17 protein-coding genes are annotated in these 23,739 nt (G+C 72.3%); 11 read left to right on the top strand and 6 right to left on the bottom strand.

The window, feature by feature from the left end; translation table 11 throughout:
- Positions 1-201: 201 nt before the first annotated feature.
- Positions 202-1,236: a DUF6924 domain-containing protein gene (locus Q8791_RS26405; RefSeq protein ID WP_330094518.1), complete on the top strand. Its 1,035-nt coding sequence runs from the start codon at positions 202-204 to the stop codon at positions 1,234-1,236.
- A gap of 176 nt (positions 1,237-1,412) precedes the next feature.
- Here Q8791_RS26405 and Q8791_RS26400 read toward each other — a convergent pair whose 3' ends face one another.
- On the bottom strand, positions 1,413-2,531 hold the full coding sequence (locus tag Q8791_RS26400; protein WP_330094517.1) for an undecaprenyl-diphosphate phosphatase: 1,119 nt from the start codon (positions 2,529-2,531) through the stop codon (positions 1,413-1,415).
- Between the two features lie 694 nt (positions 2,532-3,225).
- On the opposite strand from Q8791_RS26400, the gene Q8791_RS26395 reads away from it, so the two are divergent.
- Together Q8791_RS26395 and dop are read left to right on the top strand one after the other, a co-directional pair.
- The gene (locus tag Q8791_RS26395; protein WP_330094516.1) at positions 3,226-4,386 is read left to right on the top strand and encodes an FAD-dependent oxidoreductase; all 1,161 of its coding nucleotides are present in this window, start codon (positions 3,226-3,228) and stop codon (positions 4,384-4,386) included.
- Between the two features lie 260 nt (positions 4,387-4,646).
- The gene (gene dop / locus Q8791_RS26390; RefSeq protein WP_407942060.1) at positions 4,647-6,164 is read left to right on the top strand and encodes a depupylase/deamidase Dop; all 1,518 of its coding nucleotides are present in this window, start codon (positions 4,647-4,649) and stop codon (positions 6,162-6,164) included.
- 262 nt (positions 6,165-6,426) lie between these two features.
- Here dop and Q8791_RS26385 read toward each other — a convergent pair whose 3' ends face one another.
- Positions 6,427-7,938, bottom strand: coding sequence for a PucR family transcriptional regulator (locus tag Q8791_RS26385; RefSeq protein WP_330094515.1), 1,512 nt, complete (start codon positions 7,936-7,938; stop codon positions 6,427-6,429).
- Positions 7,939-8,128: 190 nt separating this feature from the next.
- On the opposite strand from Q8791_RS26385, the gene Q8791_RS26380 reads away from it, so the two are divergent.
- On the top strand, positions 8,129-9,427 hold the full coding sequence (locus Q8791_RS26380; RefSeq protein WP_330094514.1) for an MFS transporter: 1,299 nt from the start codon (positions 8,129-8,131) through the stop codon (positions 9,425-9,427).
- A gap of 112 nt (positions 9,428-9,539) precedes the next feature.
- Positions 9,540-11,153, top strand: a complete 1,614-nt coding sequence (locus Q8791_RS26375; RefSeq protein ID WP_330094513.1) for an amidohydrolase — start codon at positions 9,540-9,542, stop codon at positions 11,151-11,153.
- Between the two features lie 148 nt (positions 11,154-11,301).
- Here the strand turns inward: Q8791_RS26375 and Q8791_RS26370 are convergent, their stop codons facing one another.
- The 3 genes from Q8791_RS26370 to Q8791_RS26360 all read right to left on the bottom strand — a co-directional run bounded on the left by Q8791_RS26370 (position 11,302) and on the right by Q8791_RS26360 (position 15,543).
- Positions 11,302-12,456: a S1 family peptidase gene (locus Q8791_RS26370; protein WP_330094512.1), complete on the bottom strand. Its 1,155-nt coding sequence runs from the start codon at positions 12,454-12,456 to the stop codon at positions 11,302-11,304.
- Between the two features lie 533 nt (positions 12,457-12,989).
- Positions 12,990-14,234, bottom strand: coding sequence for a S1 family peptidase (locus Q8791_RS26365; protein WP_330094511.1), 1,245 nt, complete (start codon positions 14,232-14,234; stop codon positions 12,990-12,992).
- A 169-nt stretch (positions 14,235-14,403) separates the two neighbouring features.
- Entirely contained in the window at positions 14,404-15,543 is a 1,140-nt protein-coding gene (locus Q8791_RS26360; protein ID WP_330094510.1) for a S1 family peptidase, read from the bottom strand.
- Positions 15,544-16,258: 715 nt separating this feature from the next.
- Here Q8791_RS26360 and Q8791_RS26355 point away from each other — a divergent pair.
- The 6 genes from Q8791_RS26355 (at position 16,259) to Q8791_RS26330 (ending at position 22,284) form a co-directional block, all read left to right on the top strand.
- The gene (locus Q8791_RS26355) at positions 16,259-16,462 is read left to right on the top strand and encodes a ubiquitin-like protein Pup (protein WP_330094509.1); all 204 of its coding nucleotides are present in this window, start codon (positions 16,259-16,261) and stop codon (positions 16,460-16,462) included.
- A 168-nt stretch (positions 16,463-16,630) separates the two neighbouring features.
- The gene (gene prcB, locus Q8791_RS26350) at positions 16,631-17,473 is read left to right on the top strand and encodes a proteasome subunit beta (RefSeq protein ID WP_330094508.1); all 843 of its coding nucleotides are present in this window, start codon (positions 16,631-16,633) and stop codon (positions 17,471-17,473) included.
- A gap of 56 nt (positions 17,474-17,529) precedes the next feature.
- Positions 17,530-18,282 (top strand): proteasome subunit alpha, encoded by a 753-nt coding sequence (prcA, locus tag Q8791_RS26345; RefSeq protein WP_330094507.1) that lies wholly within the window; start codon positions 17,530-17,532, stop codon positions 18,280-18,282.
- A gap of 111 nt (positions 18,283-18,393) precedes the next feature.
- Positions 18,394-19,752, top strand: a complete 1,359-nt coding sequence (pafA, locus tag Q8791_RS26340; RefSeq protein WP_330094506.1) for a Pup--protein ligase — start codon at positions 18,394-18,396, stop codon at positions 19,750-19,752.
- A gap of 150 nt (positions 19,753-19,902) precedes the next feature.
- Positions 19,903-21,003 (top strand): FKBP-type peptidyl-prolyl cis-trans isomerase, encoded by a 1,101-nt coding sequence (locus tag Q8791_RS26335; protein ID WP_330094505.1) that lies wholly within the window; start codon positions 19,903-19,905, stop codon positions 21,001-21,003.
- Positions 21,004-21,270: 267 nt separating this feature from the next.
- Positions 21,271-22,284 carry a methionyl-tRNA formyltransferase gene (locus Q8791_RS26330; protein ID WP_330094504.1) on the top strand — a complete coding sequence of 338 codons (1,014 nt, stop codon included), beginning with the start codon at positions 21,271-21,273 and terminating at the stop codon, positions 22,282-22,284.
- Between the two features lie 293 nt (positions 22,285-22,577).
- Here Q8791_RS26330 and Q8791_RS26325 read toward each other — a convergent pair whose 3' ends face one another.
- Positions 22,578-23,729, bottom strand: coding sequence for a DUF3866 family protein (locus Q8791_RS26325; protein ID WP_330094503.1), 1,152 nt, complete (start codon positions 23,727-23,729; stop codon positions 22,578-22,580).
- Positions 23,730-23,739 lie beyond the last annotated feature (10 nt).

Raw genomic sequence — 23,739 nt, 5'->3', positions numbered from 1 at the left:
GGGCCGGCCACGCGTGGTCGGCCGAGCCGGCACACGGCTGCCCACCACGCGCGGGCGTCGTGCCCGGCGCATGGGCGCGAATCCGGTCGACCGTGCAGTTCAGGGGAGTGGGGGAGACGGCCCGACACGCGGTCGGTCCGATTGTCCGCCCGCCTTGCTACAAACGAGGAGTTATCGCCCCCTCCCGTGAGGTGACCCCTGATGGTTCCCGCCCTGCCCCTGCCCTCGGCCACCGAGGGAACGCCCGTGCCCGGACTCCTGGTCGTGCGCACCCACTACGGCGACGACGCCGCGTGGAACGACGTGCGCTCCCGCCTGGGGGACCTGCCCGGTGCGTACCCTCCCGGGCCGGACCCGGTGAGCGAGGCGGAGGCCGCGATCCTGGAGAAGAACCCCAAACACCTGGTCGTGGTGGACGACCCCGCCTGGGAGGGCGCCGGCCCCGACCAGGTCCGCTCCGCCCTCGGCGGCGCCGGAACGTGGTCCCCCAACCTGATTCTGATCGCCGACGCGCAGACCATGGCCGACGCGCGCCTGCGTCCCCTGCTGGCCCTTCCCGTCTCCGAGGACGGGGGGCGGGACGAGCGGCCCTCCTTCCGGCTGGGACCGCGTGGCGCGGCCATGACCCACCTGCTGCTGCAGGTGCTCGTGGAGACGCTCGCCAGGTACGAGACCTTCTCCTGCCTGGGGCCCGACCCCGTCGCCGGGGCCGCGCTGGAGCTCTCGGCCCGCCCGCCCCGGTACGAGGCCCCGAGCCCGGGCCTGGACCTGCTGCCCCGCACCGAGGACGCGCTGATCGTGCGCACCGACTACACCGATGACGACGCCTGGGAGTCCCTGGTGGCGGCGGTGCGGGCCCCGGTGCCGGACGGATCCTTCCATGAGAAGGAAGAGGACGCCGAGTTCTTCCACGCCTACGTGGACGTGCTCGACGACCCCCGGTACGCGGGGGCCAGCACGGAGCAGCTTCTGTCCCTGGTTCCCCGGGACTACGAGCACGCCTTCCTGATGGTCGCCGACGCCGAGGCCCTGGGCGACCCCCGGCTCCCGCTGCTGGTGGTGGACCTCGCAGACGACCCCGGTCTGTCCTTCCGTGCGGCGCCCGGGGCGATCCAGGCGATCGAGAACAACCTGTCCGTCTCCAACATGGACTTCTCGGACTTCTACACGGATGAGGGTTGCATCCAGTACTGGGAGGGGGCGGAGGGGATCACCGAAGAGCAGAGGAAGCTGTGACGCGTCCGGCAGTCGGCTGCGGGCTCGGACCCGGACGTCCGTGCGCGCCGGTTCGCCGGGCGGCCGCCCGAGGCCCCCTCCGAGTCCTGGTGGAGGAGCGGTCGGAGACCCCCACCGCGGAGCACCGGTAGCGGAGCTGGGGCGGCGGGGCGTCCCGCGCCCGTCGGGGGACGGACTCAGCCGTCCGCGAGGGGGTCGTAGGTCCGGCCGGTCATCGGGTCGGTGGCCAGGCCCGTCTCGGGGTCGTAGTCCACGTCCATGCCCAGGTCGGGGTCGTGGTAGAGCCCGCTCTGCGGATTGCGGGGCAGGCCCACCCCGGGGTCGACCTCCCAGCCCGTCACCGGGTCCACGGTCACCGCGGGGGCGGGTTCGGCGGAGGGCTCCGCGGACGGCGCGGAGGCGGGGTCGGGCTCCTCCTCCGGCGTCTCCTCCACCGCGACGACCTCGTTCCTCGCGGTCTGGGACCCGGCGCCGCCCTCGGGGTCGAGCACTCCCCAGCTCACCAGGGCCAGGATGAGGATGCCCAGGCCCACCCTGTAGTACACGAACGGCATGAAGCTGTGCGTGGAGATGAAGCGCATCAGCCAGGCGATCACCACGAACCCGACCACCCCGGCGACGAGCGTTCCCACGATCGTGGCGCCCCATCCGGCGTACTCGCCGTCGCCGATGTCGGTCAGCTTGTACAGGCCGGAGCCGAACACGGCGGGCAGCGCGAGCAGGAACGAGTACTCGGCGGCGTCCCTGCGCGTGAAACCGAGCAGCATCCCGCCGGTGACGGTGCCGCCGGAGCGGGACACGCCGGGGATCAGCGAGAGCGCCTGGAAGAGGCCGAAGGTCAGGCCGCGGGTCGCGTTGAGGTCCTCGATCTCGCGGTACTTGCGCGTGTACCGGTCGACGATGCCGAGGATCACGCCGAAGACGATGAGGGTCAGGGCGATCAGGCGCAGGTCGCGGAAGACGCTGTCGATCTGCTCCTCCAGGAGCAGGCCCAGGACCACGATGGGGAGCGTGCCGAGGATGACGTACCAGCCCAGGCGTGCGTGGATGTCGCCGCGGAGGCCACGGTCGAACAGCGACCTGGACCAGGTGGAGAGGATGGCCCAGATCCGCTGTCGGAAGTAGATCAGGACCGCCAGTTCGGTGCCGAGCTGGCTGACGGCGGTGAAGGCGGCTCCGGGGTCGGGCCAGCCGAAGAACGCCGACATCACGCGCAGGTGCCCGCTGGAGGAGACGGGGAGGAACTCGGTCAGGCCCTGCACCAGGCCGAGGATGAGCGCTTCGAAGAGGGACACGGCGGGCACTGCTCCAGGCTGCTTCGGGCGCCCGCCGGGCGGGGCGGGCGCGGTACGGCACGGGGGTCGGGATCACGGTGAGGCGAGGGTTTCGTGGTCCTGCGGAGGGCGGTGGGCGCCCACGGCACCCCGGGCTCCGGTCAGGGCGCTGCCGGAGCTGCGACCCGGTGCGGGGCGTGGCACGTGGGTCCCGCGGCGATCGGTGCGGCCGCGGCGTGGCGCCGTGGCCTCCGGAGCCCGGCCGCGGTAGGGGCGCGGCGCGTGACGCGGTCACGGTCACACCACTTGGAGCATTGGGTCCATCACCGTGAGTCACATTCTAGCGTTCTGTGCTGCGGGGGCGCGACACGAGGGGAGAGCCCCTCGCAGTGCTCTGGCCGGAAGCGGCCAGGAACTCGCCGCACTCGGGGACCTGCCCCCGGAACAGGCGCGCAGCCGGGGCACGGCCGCCCCACCGCCCGCTCCGCGCCGTCCGGGAACGGGCCCGTGTGCCGCCCCTGGGGGTGCGGACCGCGCGCACCCGGCCTCGGGGGTGCCGACGCACGGGTGCCGATATCGCAGGTGAGAACGTGTCTCGCGTGTCCGGTGCTCCCCGGAGGTGCGGTCCGCGCCCGAACCGGACCCCCTGAGGGCCTCCCCGGCGCCGCCCCTAGCGTGAGGGCAGGAGACGGACACCACCAGGGAAGAGGGAGCCATGGACGTCGTCATCATCGGTGCCGGGGTCGGGGGTCTCGCGGCGGCCGTCGGGCTGGTGCGCCGGGGCCACAGGGTGCGGGTGTTCGAGCGGGGGGAGCGGCTCCGCACCGGCGGGGCCGCACTGTCGTTGTGGTCGAACGGAACCGCGGCCCTGGGCGGTCTGGGCATCGACCCGGTCGGTCTGGGCCGTCCCACCGACACCGTCGTCGGCTCCACGCCCACGGGTGCCGAGCTCTACCGGTTGGACCTGCGGGCCGTCTCCGAGGACCTCGGCTGGCCGAACCTGTGCCTGCCCCGCAGGGAGCTGCTGGAGCGCCTGATGTCGGAGCTTCCCGACGGTGTCGTCTCCTTCGGTCCGGCGTGCACCGGGGCGCGGACGGAGCCGGGGCGTGCGACGGCGCTGTTCGAGGACGGATCCACGGCGGGCGCGGACGTGGTGGTCGGCGCGGACGGCCTGCGCTCGGCGGTGCGTGCCGGGCTGTGGCCCGGGGACGCGCCCAGGCCGTGCGGTTACGCCAGCTGGCAGGGGCTGGCCCCGCTGCCGATCGAGCTGGCAGGGAGCAGGACGTCACGCTGGCTGAGCGGAGCGGAGGGAACCTGCGGCATCATTCCGGCGGGTGGCGGGCAGGTGCAGTGGTGGTTCGACCTCCCCTGGACCCCGGACGACCCGGAGCCGTCGCACCCCGCCGAGGTCCTCAGGGAGCGTTTCGGCTCCTGGAGCGACTCCGACGTGCGCACCGTGCTCTCCCACGTGCGGGACGCCGACGTCAGCCTCTTCCCCCACATGCGGACACGGGTCCCCAGGGTCTGGGGCGCGGGGCGCGTCACCCTGCTGGGGGACGCCGTGCACTCCTTCCCTCCCTCCACCGCCCAGGGCGCGAACCAGGCCCTGGAGGGCGCCCTGGTGCTGTGCGCCGCGCTGGACGCGGCCCGGGGGGACGACGCCGCCGCGGCGCTGCGCCGCTACGAGCGGGTGCGGCGCCCGTGTGCCGCACGGGCGTCGTGGGTGTCGGGCCGGCAGCCGACCCAGTTCGTCAAGGGTTCGACCAGGCCGTTGCCCCTGTCCGGGGCCGCTCTCGGGAGCTTCCTGAAGGGTTATCTGAAGCTGGTCAGCAACGCCCTGCGGGACGCTCCCCGAGGTCCGGTGGCCCGGGCCTGACCCTCCGTCCGCGGAGAAGGAGGAAAGGCGGGGGCGGGGCCGGAGGTCAGTGTCCGGTTCCGCCCGGTTCTCTCCCGTTGGAGAAAAAAGAACGGACGGGGAAACGCCGCCGATTTGCCCCCTCGGTGGTCGGTAAAGACGTTGCGACCTGCGATGACAACGGTGCCATGGTCCGTGGCGAAACGCCCGGGAAGACGGCGCTTGGGCCACGATTGGCGCGGAAGCGTTCAAGAGTGGGCCCTGGTGGATAACCTCTCACCATGAGTGTGCGGCGGATTATGGGTATCGAGACCGAGTACGGGATTTCCGTGCCAGGCAACCCCGGGGCCAACGCGATGGTCACCTCCACCCAGGTGGTCAACGCCTATCTGGCGGCCTCGGCGGCTCGGGCGCGACGCGCCCGCTGGGACTTCGAGGAGGAGAACCCGCTGCGCGACGCGCGCGGCTTCGACCTCGCGCGTGAGGTCGCGGACCCCACGCAGCTCACCGACGAGGACCTGGGGCTGGCCAACGTCATCCTCACCAACGGCGCCCGCCTGTACGTGGACCACGCCCACCCCGAGTACTCCGCTCCGGAGGTCACCAACCCCCTCGACGCGGTGCTGTGGGACAAGGCGGGGGAGCGCGTCATGGCGGACGCCGCCGCGCGGGCGGGGACCACCCCCGGCATCGAACCCATCCAGCTGTACAAGAACAACACCGACAACAAGGGTGCCTCCTACGGGTGCCACGAGAACTACCTGATGAACCGGTCGACGCCGTTCGGCGACATCGTCCGGCACCTCATCCCCTTCTTCGTCTCCCGGCAGGTGGTGTGCGGCTCGGGCAAGGTCGGCATCGGTTCCGACGGTCAGGGCAGCGGGTTCCAGATCTCCCAGCGCGCCGACTTCTTCGAGGTCGAGGTCGGTCTGGAGACCACCCTGAAGCGCCCCATCATCAACACCAGGGACGAGCCGCACGCCGACCCCGACCGGTACCGGCGGTTGCACGTCATCATCGGCGACGCCAACATGAGCGAGATCTCCACCTACCTCAAGCTGGGGACGACCGCGCTGGTGCTGTCGATGATCGAGGACGGGTTCCTGAGCGTGGACCTGTCCCTGGAGAAACCGGTGTCGGACCTGCGCGCGGTCTCGCACGATCCCGGGCTCACCCACAGGGTGAAGCTGCGCGACGGGCGCAGGATGACCGCGCTGGAGTTGCAGACGGAGTACCTGGACCAGGCGCGCAAGTACGTGGAGGACCGCTTCGGCACCGACGTCGACCCGGACACCGCCGACATCCTGGACCGTTGGGAGTCGGTCCTGAGCAGGCTCGGCTCGGACCCGATGAGCCTGGCGACGGAGCTGGACTGGGTCGCCAAGCTGAAGGTGCTGGAGGGGTACCGGTCACGGGACGGCCTGGAGTGGGGGCACCCCCGCCTCCAGCTGGTGGACCTGCAGTACTCGGACGTGCGCGCGGACAAGGGCATCTACAACCGGTTGGTGGCCCGCGGGCGCATGCAGCGACTGGTGGAGGAGACCGCGGTGAGCCGCGCGGTCACCGAGCCGCCGGAGGACACCCGTGCGTACTTCCGGGGCCGCTGCCTGTCCAAGTACGCGGACGAGGTCGCCGCTGCCTCGTGGGACTCGGTGATATTCGATCTTCCCGGCTACGACTCGCTCCAGCGGGTTCCCACCCTGGAGCCCCGCCGCGGGACCAGGGAGCACGTGGGCGCACTGTTGGACGCCTCGGACACCGCGGCGGACCTGGTGGCGGTGCTCACCCGCCGCAAGTGAGACCCCGTCGGCGGGCGGGACCCCGCGGTCCCGCCCCCGTCTGGACGGAGGGCGGGACCGGGCGATCGGTGAGGCGGCCGCTCGCGTCCTGGCGGGTCGCGAACGGTGGGCCCCGCACCGGCGGGGGCGGAGCGGCGCCCCCTCGCCCATGGACCGAGTCGGCGCATGCGGGCCCCGCGCACGCGGGGATGGACCGCCCATGACACACGGGAGGAGGCCGCCCTTCCCGTGATCCCCGCGCACGCGGGGATGCGGCCCCCGGTCAGGTGTGCCAGGTGCCGTCGAAACAGGGCATGGGCTCCAGGCTCAGCGCGGTCCACAGCTCCAGCCGGGCACGGGGATCGTCCAGGGACCGGCCCATGACCCGCTCGGCGATGCGCAGCCGGGAGCGCAGGGTGTTGCGGTGCACGCCCAGGTCCCGGGCGGTCGCCTCCACCTGGGCGCTGTTGTCCAGGTAGTGGCGCAGTGTGTGCGCCAGCTCCGTCGCGTTGCGCGCGTCGTGGTCGCGCAACGGTCCCAGGACCGCCTGGTCGAAGACCCGCGCCCCGGCTGTCGGGACCGATGACCTCAACAGGGCCCACGCGTCGGTCTCGTCCACGTGCCGGTACCCGTCGACGGCGGCGTGGCGTGCCCGGTCCACGGCCGAGGGGAGGTCGTCCGGGCCCCGCGCCCCGCAGGCGCCCGCGGCGGAGGGGCCGCCCGCCCCCGCGGTCAGGACCGAGAACAGCCGCTCCCCGGTGTGCGGTCGGCTGCTCGCGGGCAGTACCGCCAGCAGTACGTCGTCCAGTGCGGCCAGTCCGACCCGGCGGGCCACGTCGGTGTCGCCCAGCACGTCGACCAGGGCATCCGCCGCATGGTCCAGGAGCGCGCCCGGGTCGGGGGAGCGCAGGCACAGCACCTCCCACGGCGGCGCCGGCAGGGTCAGCGGTATCTGGGGGCGTCGTGTCACAGCGGCGCGGAGCAGCGGTGCGCGTTCGCGGTACAGAGCCCTCCGTGCGTCGCGCGAGTGCAGGAGGTCCACCGCCAACAGCGACGCCGCGTGGTTGGCGAGCATGCGCACGTGGGGTGTCACCGGGGACGGGCAGTGGAGCGCCAACCAGCCCAGTGTCTGTCCGGCCGGGCCCAGCGTCTGGAGCAGGACCGTCGCGTCGCCGTCGGCCAGCAGCGTCATCCCGCGCGGTCGCCCCGCCAGCGCGGAGCGCACCGTCGAGTGCCACGGCGGTTCAGCGTCCGGTACCGCGGCGCTGGTCATCCCGTTCCGGTCCAGCAGCAGGGACGCCCCCGCCGTCGCCGAGGACAGCTCGCCCATCACCCCGGCGGGCCCCGACCGCAGGGAGGCGCGCGCCATCGCGTCCTGAGCGGTCAGCAGCCGGTGCTGTTCACGCGTCCGCTCGGCCGCGTAGTGGTCGGCGACCGTCTCCACCACCGCGATGAACGGGGTCTCCCCCTCCACCCGCAGGACGGGAAGCCCGAGGGCGTCGCCCTCCTCCAGCACCTCGGGCGGGATCTCGCGCAGCCAGACGTCGATCGCGAACGCCAGGCCCGCGCATCCGGCGCCGTGCAGCCGGCGGACGTAGGCCCGGCGCGACTCCTCGTCGGAGCCCAGTCCCAGCCCGACCGTCAGCACCAGTTCGCCGCCGCGGAGCCACCGCACGGGGTCGTGCAGCTCGGTCACGTGCGCCCACCGGATGGACCGGTCCAGGCCGGCATGGCCGGCGGCGGCCCGCACCTCCAGACGGGGATCCGCGGTGATGTCGCCGACCGTGATCGTCACGGGATCCCACCTCCGGGAAGGGGTTGTGTGCACCTCGCACATTTGTAACAGCGCGTGGAGTGCGAACCGTCCCGACCCGGACGGCCGCCGGGTGTCTACGGTCACAACATCATCCGAACCGGCTGTGGCCAGCGGCGACACCCCTCCCAAGGGTGCGGCCGGGACGCACCGAACGCGCAACGGAGTACACATGTCAGACCGGACCGCCCCCACGTCCTCGCACCCGGCGCGTGCGGCGCTAGCGGCCTTCGTGGGCACCACCATCGAGTGGTTCGACTTCTACGTCTACGCCACGGCCGCGAGCCTGGTGTTCGGCACCCTGTTCTTCCCGCCCGGCACCGACCCCATGGTCGGGCTGATGGCCTCCTTCGCCACCTTCTCGGTCGGCTTCTTCGCACGCCCGCTCGGCGGGATCGTCTTCGGTCACTTCGGCGACCGGCTCGGCCGCAAGTCCGCGCTGGTCATCACCCTGCTGATGATGGGTGTGGCCACGTTCTGCGTGGGTCTGCTGCCCACCTTCGAGCAGGCCGGGTTCATCGCCCCGCTGCTCCTGGTGCTGCTGCGCTTCGTGCAGGGCATCGCCGTGGGCGGGGAGTGGGGCGGCGCCGTCCTGATGGCGGTCGAGCACGCCCCGGAGAACCGCAAGACGTTCTACGGCTCCTTCGCCCAGCTCGGCAACCCCGCCGGCGCCCTGCTGGCCACCGGCTCGTTCGGGCTCATCGCCGCCTGGGACGCCGACCTGCTGTACACGTGGGGCTGGCGTCTGCCCTTCCTCGCCTCGATCCTGCTGGTGCTGGTGGGCCTGTTCATCCGTCTGAAGGTCGAGGAGTCCCCGGTCTTCGAGGCCGTCCAGGAGAACGACGGGCGTCCCGCGGAGCTGCCGCTGCGCGAGGCCGTGCGCACCTCGTGGCGGCCCCTGCTGCTGGGCATCGGCGTCCTGCCCGTGGCCGTCGGCGGCTACTACGTCGTCACCACGTTCCTCCAGGCCTACGGCGTCGAGGTCGGTGTCAGCGAACAGGTCATCCTCAACGGCCTGTCCCTGGCCGCGTTCGTCGAACTCGTCGCCACCCTCGGGGTGTCCTGGCTGGGTGACCGCTTCGGCACCGTCCGGGTCGTCACCATCGGCCTGGTGGGGGTCATCGTCCTGGCCCTGCCGCAGTTCCTCGTCATGGACACCGGCAGCACCCTCCTGATCTTCGTGATGCTGTGCGTCATGCGCCTGGCCATGGCCGCCGTCTACGGCCCCATCGCCCGCGTCCTCGCGCAGATGTTCCCGCCCCGCGCCCGCTACACCAGCATCTCCATCGCCTACCAGGTCGCGGGCGCCATCTTCGGCGGACTCTCGCCGATCGTGTGCACGGCCCTGTTCGCCGTGACCGGCAGCATCCTGCCCGTCGCCGGGCTGCTCATGGCCATGGCCGTGGTGAGCATCCTCTGCCTGCTCAAGGCGCCCCGCCACGAGGACGACGACCTCGTCCGGGCCGCCTGACCCGGCCGACCACAGAACCGCCGCCGCGTCGCCAGCCGCGGCGCGGCGGCATCCACGCACCGCCGCCGGGCCCTCCCGCCCGGTGGCACCCCACCAGGGAGGAACCGCACCCGTGTCCGGTCTGCTCATCCACAACGCCAACGTCCTGACCATGGACGACACCAACCCGAGGGCCAGCGCCGTGGCCGTGCGCGAGGGCAGGGTCCGCCTCGCCGGGAGCGTCGAGGCCGCCCGAGCCGCCGCAGGACCGGGGGCGACCGAGGTGGACGCGGGCGGGAGGACCGTCCTGCCCGGGTTCATCGACCCGCACAACCACCTGTTGTCCACCGCCGAGTCCCTGGCCGCCGTCGACGCCGGGTACCCGCGGGTGGGCAGCGCGGCGGACCTCGTCGCGGTCATCGGGGCCGAGGCCGAGCGGACCCCGGCCGGGCAGTGGATCCGCGCCTTCCACATGGACGACGCCAAGTACCCCGGGGGCCGTCCCACCCGCCGCGACCTGGACAACGCCACCAGCGAGCACCCGGTCATCGTCTACCACGTGTCGGGTCACCAGGCGGTGGTGAACTCCGCCGCGCTGGCCTGGAGCGGAATCGGTGAGGACGTCCCCGACCCGTCGGGCGGCTCCTTCGTGCGCGACGAGGGCGGGCGCCTGACCGGGATGGTCCTGGACTCGGCCATGGAGCTGCTGCTGCCCCTGGCCGTCGACATCGGCTGCCACGGTCCCAACTTCCACACCGATCTTCCGGCCGAACAGCTGCTGGGCTGGCTCTCCGCCGCCGCCGGCCCCTACCTGTCGGCGGGGGTCACCACCGTGTGCGACCCGCAGGTGTCGGCGCGCGAACTGCGCGTCTACCGGGCCGCGCGCGCCGCCGGGACCCTGCCGCTGCGCACGTTCGGCATGCCGCTCTCCCACCAGTTGGACTCGCTCACCCACGCGGGCCTGGCCAGCCCCTTCGGTGACGACTGGCTGCGCCTGACCGGCATGAAGTTCTACTCCGACGGGACCCTGCTGGGCGGCACCGCCAAGTTCAGCGTCCCCTACGGCGAGCACGGCGAGTTCGCGGGCAGCCTCTACCACCACCCGGACCAGCTGGTCGACCTGGTCACGCGGGCGGCGCGCGAGGGCTGGCAGGTGGCCATCCACACCCAGGGCGACGCGGCCATGGAGAACACGCTGGCCGCCATCGCCTCGGCCGCGCGCGTGTCCGGCCCCGACCCGCGCCCGCGCGTGGAGCACTGCGGCTACCCGACCCCGGAGCAGGCCAAGCGCTTCACCGACTACGGGGTCATCCCCGTCAACCAGCCCAACTTCCTGCACGACAGCGGCGGTGACTTCGTGCGCCGTCTCGGGGAGAGGGCGCACCGGCTCCAGCCGATGCGCGAGGAGATCGACCTCGGGCTGCGCCCGGTGCTGTCCAGCGACTCGTTCGTGTCCAGCCTGCGCCCGATGGACACCGTGGCCAACGCGGTGTGCCGCACGACCCGCGAGGGGGACCCGATCGGTGTCGAGCAGGCCGTCACCCTGCACGAGGCGCTGCGCGCCCACACCCTGGACGCCGCGCACGCGGTCGGTGTGGAGGACCGCCTGGGGGCTCTGCGCCCCGGCTACCTGGCCGACCTGGTGGTGCTGGACCGGGACGTCGAGTCGTTTCCGGAGCAGCGTCTGCGCGAGGTGAACGCCTGGATGACGGTGCTGGACGGGCGCATCGCCCACCGGGCCGTCTGACGGTCCCCGCCCCGGCGGGCCGTCGCGGTGCGGCAGGGGGCGGTCCGCGGCGGTGGTGGTGTCGAGGAAGGCCACCGCCGCGGATCCCGGACACGTGGGCGTCCCCGCCCGCTGACGCGGACGGGGACGGTCGGGGTGGTGGGAGGGGTCAGCTGGTGCGGATGCTGACGCCCCACGAGTTCACCATCGGCAGGACCTCCTGGTAGAAGGTGGTGCCGCCGACGGAGCAGTTGCCGGAGCCACCGGAGGTGACGCCCTGGGCCTGCGAACCGGAGATGAACGAGCCGCCGGAGTCGCCGGGCTCGGCGCACACGTTGGTGCGGGTGAGCGCGACGACGGTGCCCTGCGGGTAGCTCACGGTCTGGTTGCGGGCCTGGATGGTGCCGCAGTACCAACCGGTGGTGGAGCCGGAGCGGCAGATGGCCGAGCCGACCGCGGCCTGGCTGGTGCCGGTGACGGACTGGTAGCCGCCGGTGTTGTAGCGGGAGACCAGGTTGGTCAGGGTGAAGTTGGAGGTGCCCCGCACGAACGCGGCGTCGTTGCCCGGGAAGACCGAGTTCTGGAAGGTGCCGCGGCCGTTGCCGATGCTCACCGCGGTGCCGACGGTGCCGCAGTGGCCGGCGGTGACGAAGCCGCCCTGGCCGGCGCTGTTGGTCGCGGCGAAGCCGACCGAGCAGCGTCCGCCCATGGTGTAGGCGAGGCCGCCGATGATGTCGGCGTAGGTCTGGGGGGTCTCGGTGGTCTGCTCGACCTGGATGACGGAGGAGTCCACGCCCGCCTCGGCGATCAGGGCGTCGACGTCGGCGCCGGCACCCTCCAGGACCTCGATCACGACCGTGTCGCCCTCGACGTCCGGGTACCAGCTGACGACGCCCTCGGGGACGCCGACCGCGTTGAGGTCGTCGACGACCTCGGCCAGGCCCTCGGTGCCGTAGGAGACCACGCTCGCCTCGGCGCCGGCGGCCTCGACCGCTTCGACCGCCGCGGCGTCGGTCACCAGGACGGTGAGGGTGAGGGTGTCGATGTCGAAGGTGGATCCGCCGTAGGCGGCACCGGCGGCCTCGGTGGCCTCGGCGTCGATCTCCAGTGCGGCCTCCTGGGCTTCCAGGAGGGTCTCGGCCTCGGAGGGGGTGAGGTCGAGGTCGCGTCCGAGAGCCTCGAACATCGTGGCGGCGTCGTCGTCCGCGACGGGAGCCTGGGGCAGGGGGGCGGTCGCCGCGAGGGCTCCCGGTGCCATGGACAGGGCGAGGCCGAAGGCCAGGGCGCCCGTGCCGATGGCGGAGATGACGGGGGAGGGTCGCATGGGTGTCTACTCTCCAAGGGGGAATGAGGGGGATTCGGAGCATCCGCGCCGGTGGGAACGGATACTCCATTTCCGGAGGCCGGAGTTGTTCCGGTTTCCGGAATTCACCGAGACATCCGGTAAACGATCCCCAACATAAATGGACACTTTGGTGAGGGAAAGACCCGCTCTGTGTGGATCTATTCAGACGCATGAAGGATGGTCCGATGACCCTCTGTTCTGTGATGGCTACGCGTAGCCGTGGACTGTGCGACCTTGCGGTTTCCGCAGTCGGGCGCTCACGGATCGAAGCGGCGGGTCGTGTGCAAGGGGTGCGGTGTGGCCGGATGCGGACACTGGTACCCGGTGCCGATCGTGATCGCCCGGCTACATGGATGTAACTCCAGAGGTCACAGAGGTGTCCGGTGGGTCGTGTCGCCGATTCGCGGCGGCGCCCGGTCGCCGGGCGCGTGGCCGGATGCGGACGCGCGGGCGGCCGGCACCCCGGAGGGGGTACCGGCCGCCCGCGCGCGCCGTGGTGCGGGGGACACCCCTCAGGAGGTCACCAGCGTCAGGCCCCACATGCCGAGAAGCGGGTTGACGTTCTGGAAGAAGGTGGTGCCGCCGGAGGAGCAGTTGCCCGAGCCGCCGGAGGTGAGGCCCTGGGCCTGCGAACCGGACAGGAAGGGCGAGCCGGAGTCCCCGGGGCCCGAGCAGGCGCTGGTCCGGGTCAGGCCGTGCACCGTGCCCTCCGGGTAGCTCACCGAGTTGTTGCGGGACTGGATGGTGCCGCACCGCCAGCCGTTGTAGGGGCTGGACACGCACACGGCCGATCCGACCGGAGCCGCCAGCGAGCCGGTGACCTCGACGAAGCCCCCGCCCTGGTCGGAGACCAGGTTGGTGAGGGTCCATCCGGGGCCCACCCGGACGAACGCGCCGTCCGAGCCGGGGAACTGCGAGTGCTGGAAGGTCCCCGTGGCGCCGGCCGGGATGCTCTCCACCGGGGCGCCGACGGCGCCGCAGTGCCCCGAGGTCAGGAAGCCCGGCTGTCCGGGGGCCGAGGCGGCGAAGCCGATGGTGCACACGCCCCCGCCGGTCCGGTACCGGTGTCCGCCGATGACCTGGGCGTAGGGGACGGCAGGCGCGGCGCCCTCCCGCACCCGCACCGAGGCGGGATCCACGCCGGCGTCCCCGACCAGGGAGGCGGCCTCGGACGACGCCCCGTCCACGGTCTCGACGACGACGGTTCCGTCCGACGGGTCCGGGTACCAGCCGACCACCCCCGTGCGGGGCGCGGCGCCGTCGAGGGCGGCGACGACGTCGGCCAGCTCTGCGGCGGAGCGCGGGACGACCGCGGCCCCGGCCCCGGTCCTGCGGACGGCGTCGGCCGCGGAGGGGGTGGCGACCAGGACGGTCAGCCGGAGCGTGCTCCGGTCGAACACGGAGCCCGCGTAGGCGGAGCCGGCGGCCTCGGAGGCCGCCGCGTCGACACGGGCGGCGTCCTCCTGGGCTCTCAGGAGGTCCCGGGCCTCGGACGGGTCCAGCCCCAGCTCCGCGGCGAGTGCCTCGGCCTGTCCGGTGGAACCGGGGCCAGGCGGGTCGGAGGCGGGGAGACCGGGGGCCGACGAGTCGGGGACGGGCGAGGCGGCGGGGAGCGCGGAGGCGGCGGCCCACCCGGGCGCCGGTGCCAATCCGGCGGTGAGGACGGCGATCAGGGCGAGTGCCAGGAACGCGCCCACGACGGGGGTGCGGAGGGCCCGCGGCACGCGGTCGGGGGAGGGAGAGGGGGAGGGGAGCATGGTCGTCCGTTCTCCTGGAGGAGGGGGGACTTCCAGGAGAACCCGGAACCCGCGTCGGCGCCAGAGGTCCTTCCCTCCTGTGGACGCCCCGGACGACAGGCGTCCCCGCCCGCGGATGCGGACGGGGACGCCGTGCGGTGAGCCGGACGGCTCAGCGGGTGGCCGACTGTCAGCCGGTCACCAGGCTGAGGCCCCACGAGCTCAGCAGCGGTCCGACCTCCTGGTAGTACGTCGTACCGCCGGAGGAGCAGTTGCCGGAGCCACCGGAGGTGACGCCCTGGGCCTGCGAACCGGAGATGAACGAGCCGCCGGAGTCGCCGGGCTCGGCGCACACGTCGGTCCGGGTCAGGTCCTGGACCGTGCCCTCCGGGTAGCTCACCGTCTGGCCGCGGGCCTCGATGGTGCCGCAGTGCCAGCCGGTGGTCGAGCCGGAGCGGCAGATGGCCGAACCGACCGGCGCCTGGGTGGAGCCGGAGACGTTCGAGGAGCTGCCCTCGACGCGGTTGGTCGCGTTCCAGTTGGACGTGGCAGCGACGAAGGCTCCGTCGTTGCCGGGGAAGACGGACTCCTCGAACACGCCGGAGCCGCTGCCGTCGGAGCTCTCGGCGGAGGTGCCGACGGTGCCGCAGTGGCCCGCCGTCACGAATCCGTCGGCGCCGGAGGCGTCGGTGACGGCGAACCCGACCGAGCATCGGCCGCCGCCCATGTAGTACGCCTCGCCGCCGACGATGTCGGCGAACAGCTGAGGCGTCTCGCCGGTCTCCTGCACCTCGACGGCGGAGGCGTCCACGCCGGCGGACTCGATGAGCCCGTCGGCGCTGGCGCCCTCGGCGACCTGGATGACGACGGTGTCGCTCTCCACGTCCGGGTACCAGCCGAGCACGCCCTCGGGCGCATCGGCCGCGTTGAGGTCGTCGACGACCTCGGCCAGGCCCTCGGTGCCGTACGAGACCAGGGCGGTCTCGGCTCCGGTGGCCTCGACCGCGTCGACGGCCCCGGTGTCGGTCACCAGGATGGTGAGCGTCCGGGACTCGGCGTCGAACAGGGAGCCGCCGTAGGCGTCTCCCGCGGCCTGGACGGCCTCGGCGTCGATCTCGAAGGCGGTCTCCTGTGCGTCGAGAAGCTCTTCGGCCCCGAGCGGGGTGAGGCCGAGGTCCCTCTCGAGCGCTTCCAGCATCGTCGTGGCCTCGCCGTCGGGCGCGGGCTCGGCCGGGACGGCCGCGGCGCTCGCGCCGGGCGCCACGGAGAACGCCAGGCCGAACGCGAGTACGCCGGTGCCGAACGCGGAGATCACGGGGGAGGGTCGCATAGATCCCTACTCTCCTTGGGGAATTGACGGGGGTTCGGGGCCCGACGCCCGCCGGCGAGGACGTCGGACCCCGTGGCCGGAGTCCGAGATGAGGCAGGACCCCGAGCCTGCTCGCCGAGTGACCTGTAGCCAAGACACTCGGTAAACGTTCATCCACGTTAAGTGCACATCTTGGTCAGCGAAAGACCAGGAACCTCGTAATTCACTCAAGCGATGAGGGGTTCATGTGGTGACCCGATGAATTGCGGAGCATGACGGATTGTGACGACATGCCTGACCTTGTAGTTTCCTACTGTGATCATTTCTGGATCATGGATCCTCGTGCGGCGCAAGAGGAAGCGAGTGGCCGGATGCGGCCACTGGAACCGGGTGTCATCTGTGACGATGCGGCCACTCAGGTGTAACGACAAAGGTCAGCGCGGTGACTCGCGGGTAACTTTGTTTGGAATGTGAACGACTGTTCTTCTTCCGAACGCATGTGCGGGGCTCTCGGGACCGCGCCGACGCGAGGGGGTGCGGCCGGCCGTCCCGGAGCCGGTTCCGAAGACACGCCCGGAGCGAAACCGGCGCCCGCACGGGCCTCCCCGCGCGCACATCGGACGATCCGAGGTAACTAGCGGGTATCGGGCCCCGGGAAGGGGGTTGAGCCGCGCGGTGTTGGGCCAAGATAAGGGCGAGAGCCCCGAACGGGAGCCCGAACGGGAGGGAAGACGCCATGGCGACGAAGGACACGGGCGGTCAGAAGCACGCCTCTCGCCGCGACGAGGAGGTCGAGGAGACCGAGGCGGCGGCGGACGTCCAGGAACGCAAGGACCAGCTCGACGAGGACGTCGACGACATCCTCGACGAGATCGACGACGTGCTGGAGAGCAACGCCGAGGACTTCGTCAGGCAGTTCGTCCAGAAGGGCGGCCAGTAGCCGTCCCGCGGCGGTTCGCTGACAGCGCACCCAGGTGCCTCCGGCCCCGCCCCGCTCACGACTAGGGTCAGTCTCATCGGCCGGAACACCACCCGGCCGCCGAAAACAAGGACAACAGGCGCCCCACCCGCCCCCACGCCGGGGTGGGGCGCGAGTGGAGGGAGTCGCGTGTTCGAAGGGTTCGAGGGCGGACGGTTGCCGGCCGCTTTCATGAGTGCGGGAACCTCGTCCTTCACCGAGTTTCTCAGTTCGGTCAGGCCCGAGATGCTGCCCGGGCACAAGCTCCCGGCGGGAGGCGGGACGGAACACCTCACTCCCGACGCGACGACCATCGTCGCCCTGACCTTCCCCGGGGGCGTCCTCCTGGCGGGCGACCGCCGCGCCACCCAGGGCAACGTCATCGCCAACCGCGACATGGAGAAGGTCTTCCGGACCGACGAGTACTCCGCGGTGGCCATCGCCGGCTCCGCCGGGATCGGCATCGAACTCGCCCGCCTCTACCAGGTCGAACTGGAGCACTACGAGAAGATGGAGGGCCGGTCGCTCTCCCTCGAGGGTAAGGCGAACAAGCTCGCCCAGATGGTCCGCGGCAACCTCGGCATGGCCATGCAGGGGTTCGTCGTCGTCCCGATCCTCGTCGGATTCGACGAGAACACCGAGGTGGGGCGGGTGTTCAGCTACGACGCCGTCGGCGGGCGCTACGAGGAGCACCGCTACCACTCCATCGGCTCCGGATCGGTCTTCGCCAAGGGCTCCATCAAGAAGCTGTACCGCGACGACCTGGACGAGACCGCCGCCGTCAAGGTGGCCCTCCAGTCCCTCTACGACGCCGCCGACGACGACTCCGCCACGGGCGGACCCGACCTGCACCGCAAGATCTTCCCCCTCGTCGACGTCATCACCGGGGACGGCCACCGCCGTCTGCCCGCCGAGGTCGTGGCCCGTCTGGCGACGGAGGTGGTCGAGGGGCGCGCGGAGCACCCCGACGGCCCCACCGCCGACCTGGGCTGAGCCGGCCACCGTCCCCACTCCAGACATCTCCCGACTAGGTAAGGAAACGATCCGCGGTGTCGATGCCGTTCTACGTCGCCCCCGAACAGCAGATGAAGGACAAGGCGGACTACGCGCGCAAGGGCATCGCGCGCGGCCGCAGCGCCGTCGTCCTGCAGTACGAGGGCGGGATCCTCATGGTGGCGGACAACATGTCCCGCACCCTGCACAAGATCAGCGAACTCTACGACCGCATCGGCTTCGCCGCGGTCGGCCGCTACCCGGAGTTCGAGAACCTGCGCCTGATGGGTGTGCGGTTCGCGGACGTGCGCGGGTACCAGTACGACCGCCGCGACGTCAGCGGGCGCCAGCTCGCCAACATCTACGCCCAGACCCTGGGCACGGTCTTCAGCGAGAGCCTCAAGCCCTGGGAGGTGGAGATCGTCGTCGCCGAGGTCGGGGACACCGCCGCCGACGACGAGATCTACCGGATCACCTTCGACGGCTCCATCGTCGACGAACAGGGGTTCGTGGCCGTGGGCGGATCCTCCGAGCACGTCTCCACCCAGCTCAAGGACCGCTTCGCCGCCGACGCCCCGCTCAGCGCCGCCCTCAACGCGGCCACCCGCGCCCTCGCCCGCGAGAACGGCGAGGAACGCGAACTGGAGGCCTCCAACCTGGAGGTCGCCATCCTGGAGCGTTCCAGGCAGCACCGCAAGTTCCGCCGCATCCACGGCCGCCGCCTGACCACCCTCATCGAAGAGGGCAAGTCCGGGGGCACCGCCGCCTCCGGAGGCGGCGACACCACCGAGGACGAGGCCGACGAGTGACCTGAAGGACGATGACGGTGCGGCGCGCCCGAGGCGCCGCACCGGCCGGGCGGGTGTGGACGACGAGGGCCCGTCGTCCACGCCCCGGTGACGGGAAGTTGGTGAGGCCGCGTGGAACGACGGATCTTCGGGCTGGAGAACGAGTACGGGGTCACGTGCACCTTCAGGGGACAGCGCAGGCTGTCACCCGACGAGGTTGCCCGGTACCTCTTCCGCAGGGTGGTCTCGTGGGGGCGCAGCAGCAACGTGTTCCTGCGCAACGGTGCCCGTCTGTACCTGGACGTCGGCAGCCACCCCGAGTACGCCACCCCCGAGTGCGACAGCCTCGTGGACCTGGTGGCCCACGACAAGGCCGGCGAGCGCATCCTGGAGGGGCTGCAGGTCGACGCCGAGCAGCGCCTGCACGAGGAGGGCATCGCCGGGGACATCTACCTGTTCAAGAACAACACCGACTCGGCCGGTAACTCCTACGGGTGCCACGAGAACTACCTCGTCGGCAGGCACGGAGAGTTCGGCCGACTGGCCGACGTGCTCATCCCCTTCCTGGTCACCCGCCAGATCATCTGCGGCGCCGGAAAGGTCCTCCAGACCCCCCGGGGCGCCCTGTTCTGTGTCAGCCAGCGCGCCGAGCACATCTGGGAGGGCGTCTCCTCCGCCACCACGCGCTCCCGCCCCATCATCAACACCCGCGACGAGCCGCACGCCGACGCCGAGCGCTTCCGGCGCCTGCACGTCATCGTCGGCGACTCGAACATGAGCGAGACCACCACCCTCCTCAAGCTGGGCTCCACCGACCTGGTCCTGCGGATGATCGAGGCCGGCGTCGTCATGCGCGACTACACGCTGGAGAACCCCATCCGGGCGATCCGCGAGGTCAGCCACGACATGACCGGCCGGCGCAAGGTGCGCCTGGCCAACGGACGCGAGGCCAGCGCACTGGAGATCCAGCGCGAGTACCTGGAGAAGGTGCAGAACTACGTCGACCGGCACGGCACCGACGCCACCGGCAAGCGCATCCTCGACCTGTGGCAGCGCACCCTGGAGGCGGTCGAGACCCAGAACCTGGACACCGTCGCCCGGGAGATCGACTGGGTCGCCAAGTACCAGCTCCTCGAACGCTACCGGGACAAGCACGACCTGTCCCTGTCGTCGCCCCGCGTGGCCCAGCTGGACCTGACCTACCACGACATCCACCGCGACCGCGGACTGTTCTACCTGATGCAGAAGCGCGGCCAGATGGAGCGCGTGGTCGGCGACCTGAAGATCTTCGAGGCCAAGTCGGTGCCCCCGCAGACCACGCGGGCCCGGCTGCGCGGGGAGTTCATCCGCCGCGCCCAGGAGCAGCGCCGCGACTTCACGGTCGACTGGGTGCACCTCAAGCTCAACGACCAGGCGCAGAGGACCGTGCTCTGCAAGGACCCCTTCAAGTCGGTCGACGAGCGCGTGGAGAAGCTCATCGCCGGCATGTGATGCTCGAAGCAGGTGAATCCGGGCCCCGCCCGGCGGACGAGAGCCCGCTGTGGCGGGGTTCTGGTGTTCGGGTCGTTCCCGGGGGTGGTTACGGCCCTACTTTTCGGTAGTGTGACCCTGTCCTAAGCCGGAAATCAGAGGTTGTGACTCATGCACCGACGTGCCGCCGCCCTCGCGGTGCCGCTGGCCGCCATCACCCTGGCGGTCTCAAGCTGCGGAAGCATCCCAGAGGAATGGCGAACTCCAGCCTTCCTGCGCATGAACGGGGATCAGCTCGACCCGCGGCTGCCCACCGTCACCGGCGAGGTCGGTGAGGAACCGGAGGTCACCTTCCCCGACTCCGACCCGCCGGACGAGGAGATCTCGGGCATCGTCAGCGAGGGGTCGGGTGAGGACGAGCTGGTACGCGCGGACGACCTGGTCGTCGCCAACGTCGTCCAGTACCAGTGGACCGGCCCCGGCGAAGGCGAGCTGGCCGAGGGCATGTCCAGCTACGAGACCGGCGCCCCGGACCTGATCCGTATGGAGCAGATGCCGGAGCAGATCAGCGAGGTGCTGGTCAACCAGCCCGTCGGCAGCCGGGCCGTCTACGTGATGCCGCCCCTCACCGAGGACGAGCAGGCCCAGGCCGAGGCCTCCGGGCAGACCGCCCCGGCCGGTGCCAGCGTCCTGGTCATCGACCTGGTCAACAGCTTCAACAAGGGCTCGGTCGTGCCCGGGGAGCAGACCACCGACGGCGGCGACGGACTGCCCGTGGTGACCCAGGAGGGCCACAGCGAGCCGACCATCGAGGTCCCGGAGGGCGACGCCCCCGAGGACCTGGAGGTCGTTCCGCTCATCGAGGGCACCGGCGACGAGGTGGAGGAGGGCGAACAGGTCGTCGTCCAGTACACCGGCGTGCGCTGGGAGCCCGACGAGAACGGCGAGCACCCGTCCTTCGACTCCACGTGGAGCCGCGGCGGCGACCCGTTCGACACCACCATCGGCGCGGGAGCCGTCATCGCGGGCTGGGACGAGGGCATCGTCGGCCAGCCGGTCGGCAGCCGGCTGCTGCTGTCCGTGCCCGCCGACCTCGCCTACGGGGAGACCGAGGAGGAGACCATGGGCGCTCCCGCCGGCCCCCTCGTCTTCGTCGTCGACGTGCTCGGGGCCTACAAGAACCCGCCCCCCGCCGAAGAGGGCGCGGAAGGCGGACAGGGCGCCGAGGAGGGCGCCGAGGAGGAGGCCGACCCCGCCGAGGGCGGCGAGTAACCCCTTCGCGCGTACGCGTACGACCGCCCCCGCGGGCCACACCGCGGGGGCGGTCGCGTGTCCGGGACCGGACGGTCGCACCCGGGACGCGGCCGTTCCCGCCGCACGGGAGCGCGGGGGCCCGGACACACCACGGTGCGCGGTACCGGGCGCGGCCACGGACGGGCCGTGGACGCCCGGACAGGACACGCCTGGTGGACACGGTCCCGGCTCGGCCCGGGACCGGTGCGTAGAGTCGGAGCAACCGTGGACGGGCAAGGGGGAGCAATGTCAGACAGGCGGCGCTACTGCTACGTGTCAGGACTGCGTCTCGGGGTTCCGGCCCTGGAGGAACTCTGCGCCCAGGGGCGCCCACCGAGCCTGGTGGTGTCCTACCCGGCCGAACTGGCCCACCGCTCCGGCTACCTCGACTACGAGGCCGTCACCCGCCGCCACGACCTGCCGCACGTGCGGGCCGCGGACGTCAACTCCGACGAGGTGCGGGAGGCCCTCAGCGCGCACCAGGTCGACCTGATGGTCGTGGCCGGGTGGTCGCAACTGGTCCACGAACAGGTCCTGACCTCCCTGCCGCTGGGCGCGGTCGGCCTCCACCCGTCGCCGCTCCCGGTCGGGCGCGGACGCGCGCCCATCCCGTGGACCATCCTGCGCAACATGCGCTCCAGCGCCGTCACGCTCTTCCACCTCGACCGCGAGCCCGTCACCGGCGACATCGTCGACCAGCACTGGTTCGACCTCCCCGACGACGTCACCGCCACCGGCCTCTACGAACGCATCGGCCACCTCCAGTCGGAGCTGCTGGTGCGGCACCTGGACGACCTGCTGGAGGGCACCGCCCCGCGGCGCCCCCAGGCCGGCCACGCGTCGGTGTGGCCCCACCGGCGGCCGAGCGACGGACACCTCGACTTCACCGCCGCCGGGAGCGACGTGGACCGCATGGTGCGCGCGCTCGCCGACCCCTACCCGGGGGCGTTCGCGATGTTCGGCGGGGCCAGGATCACCCTGTGCGGGGGAGCGCTGGACGAGCGGGCGCGGGGCGGTGAACCCGGCCGGGTCGTCGCGGCGGGGGAGGGGCGCAGGTGGGGGATCACCTGCGGGGACGGCACGGTGTTCGTGCCCGAGTCGCTGCGGGTCGACGAGGGTGTGCGGGCGGAGCCGACCTCGCTGGCGATGTTCCGCCCGGGAGCCTACTTCGACGCGCCCTCCGAGCACATGCTCGCCTCCACCCGGAGGGCCCCGGTGCCCGGCCAGTCGCCGAGCCCGGACGCGCTCCAGAACGCCTGAGGCCCCGCCCTCCGCGGAGGACGGGCCCCGTCAGGGGGCCGGGGCAGCACTGAGCCGGCGGGTCCGCGGGACCCCCCGTATCAAGCAAACCCCGTGGACGGGCGCGGCGGAAGGGGCTGTGGACAGCCCCGGCGGAAGGCGCTGTGGACGGCCGCGGGTCGGCGCGGGGCCGGACCGCCGGGAGCGGGAGCCCCTGTACGGGTCCTGGCCGGACCGCGGGAGGGCCCTGCGACCCGGGACCCCGGACACGCGTCCGAGGGCGCCCGGCCCCCGCACGGGGGCGGGCGGGGCGCCTACAACAGAGCCGCCGCGTGGCGGCCCGCCGCCGCGGCGCTCAGGAACGCCGCGCGGTCCTCGTCCAGCCCGCGGCCCATCGTCGAGACCTTCACCGGCAGGGCCAGGATCGCCTCCTCCAGGCCGCCGACGCCGACCTCGACCAGGGTGTGCCGTGGACCCAGCGTCCGCGCCTGGGCGCGCACGCGCTCACCGAAGGCCCCCGGCAGCACCGGCACCACCACGTCCGCGCGGGCCAGCGCCACCCGCCCGTACGCGGTCAGGCTGTGGTGCGACACCCCCCGGTGCCGCTCGCGCGGGTCGGCCTCGCTGACGCGCAGCGAGGCCACCGGGCGGCCGCCCAGCACGGCCGCCGCGTTGACCGCCTCACCGCCGGAGACCCCCGAGAATCCCCAGGGAGTGCCGGTGCCCAGGTTGCCCGGCCCCTGGCACACCACCGCGACGTCCGCCCCCATCACGTGCCGGGCGGCCAGCAGCCCCGAGTGCGGGGTGACCGCCTCCAGGTCGCCTCCGAAGGCCTGCCCGGTGGTCACGCACCCCGCGATCAGGCCCTCCTCGCGGAGGACGCCCACCAGCTGGGAGAACGCGGCGGGCAGGGCCCCGCCGTCCAGCATGACGTTGACGATCCGCGCGTCCGGGCGCTCCGCGCGCACCCCCGCCACGACCGCGGGCAGTGCCGAGTGCAGGTCGGCCACCACCACGGGCATGCCGTCCACGCCGTCGGCCGACCGCAGGACCCCGTGGTGGGGGGACCCCTGCTCGTCGGCGCCCAGCACGGTGGCCTGCAGCGGTGTGTAGCGGGCCTTGACCAGGTGTCCGGGCCTCTCCCGGTCGGCGGGCAGCCGGTCCGGGACCGCCACGACCAGCGCGTACCCTCCCGTCCCGAGCCCCATGTCCAGGGCGCCGGTGTTGAGCAGCACGGTGTCCCCGACCCGGGGCGTCCCGACCAGGTCGGTGTAGGCGAGCGCGCGGCACGTCGTCGCGGCGCCCTCCCCGCCCGCGGGCGCGTGGCCCCGGTCCGCTCCGGCGCCCCCGGTCCCGCCCGGGTCGACGCCCTCACCGGGGGCGGTGTCCACCGCCACCAGGGACAGGGCGACGCCCGGCCAGGAGGGGAGGAGCTGACGGACTTCACCACGGCGCCACCGGATCATGCCAGGCACG

Origin of the sequence: Nocardiopsis codii, from assembly GCF_036327455.1 — a bacterium.
Lineage (GTDB): Bacteria > Actinomycetota > Actinomycetes > Streptosporangiales > Streptosporangiaceae > Nocardiopsis > Nocardiopsis codii.
Note: the sequence above shows the minus strand (reverse complement) of the source record. Positions and strands in the feature narration are given on the sequence as shown.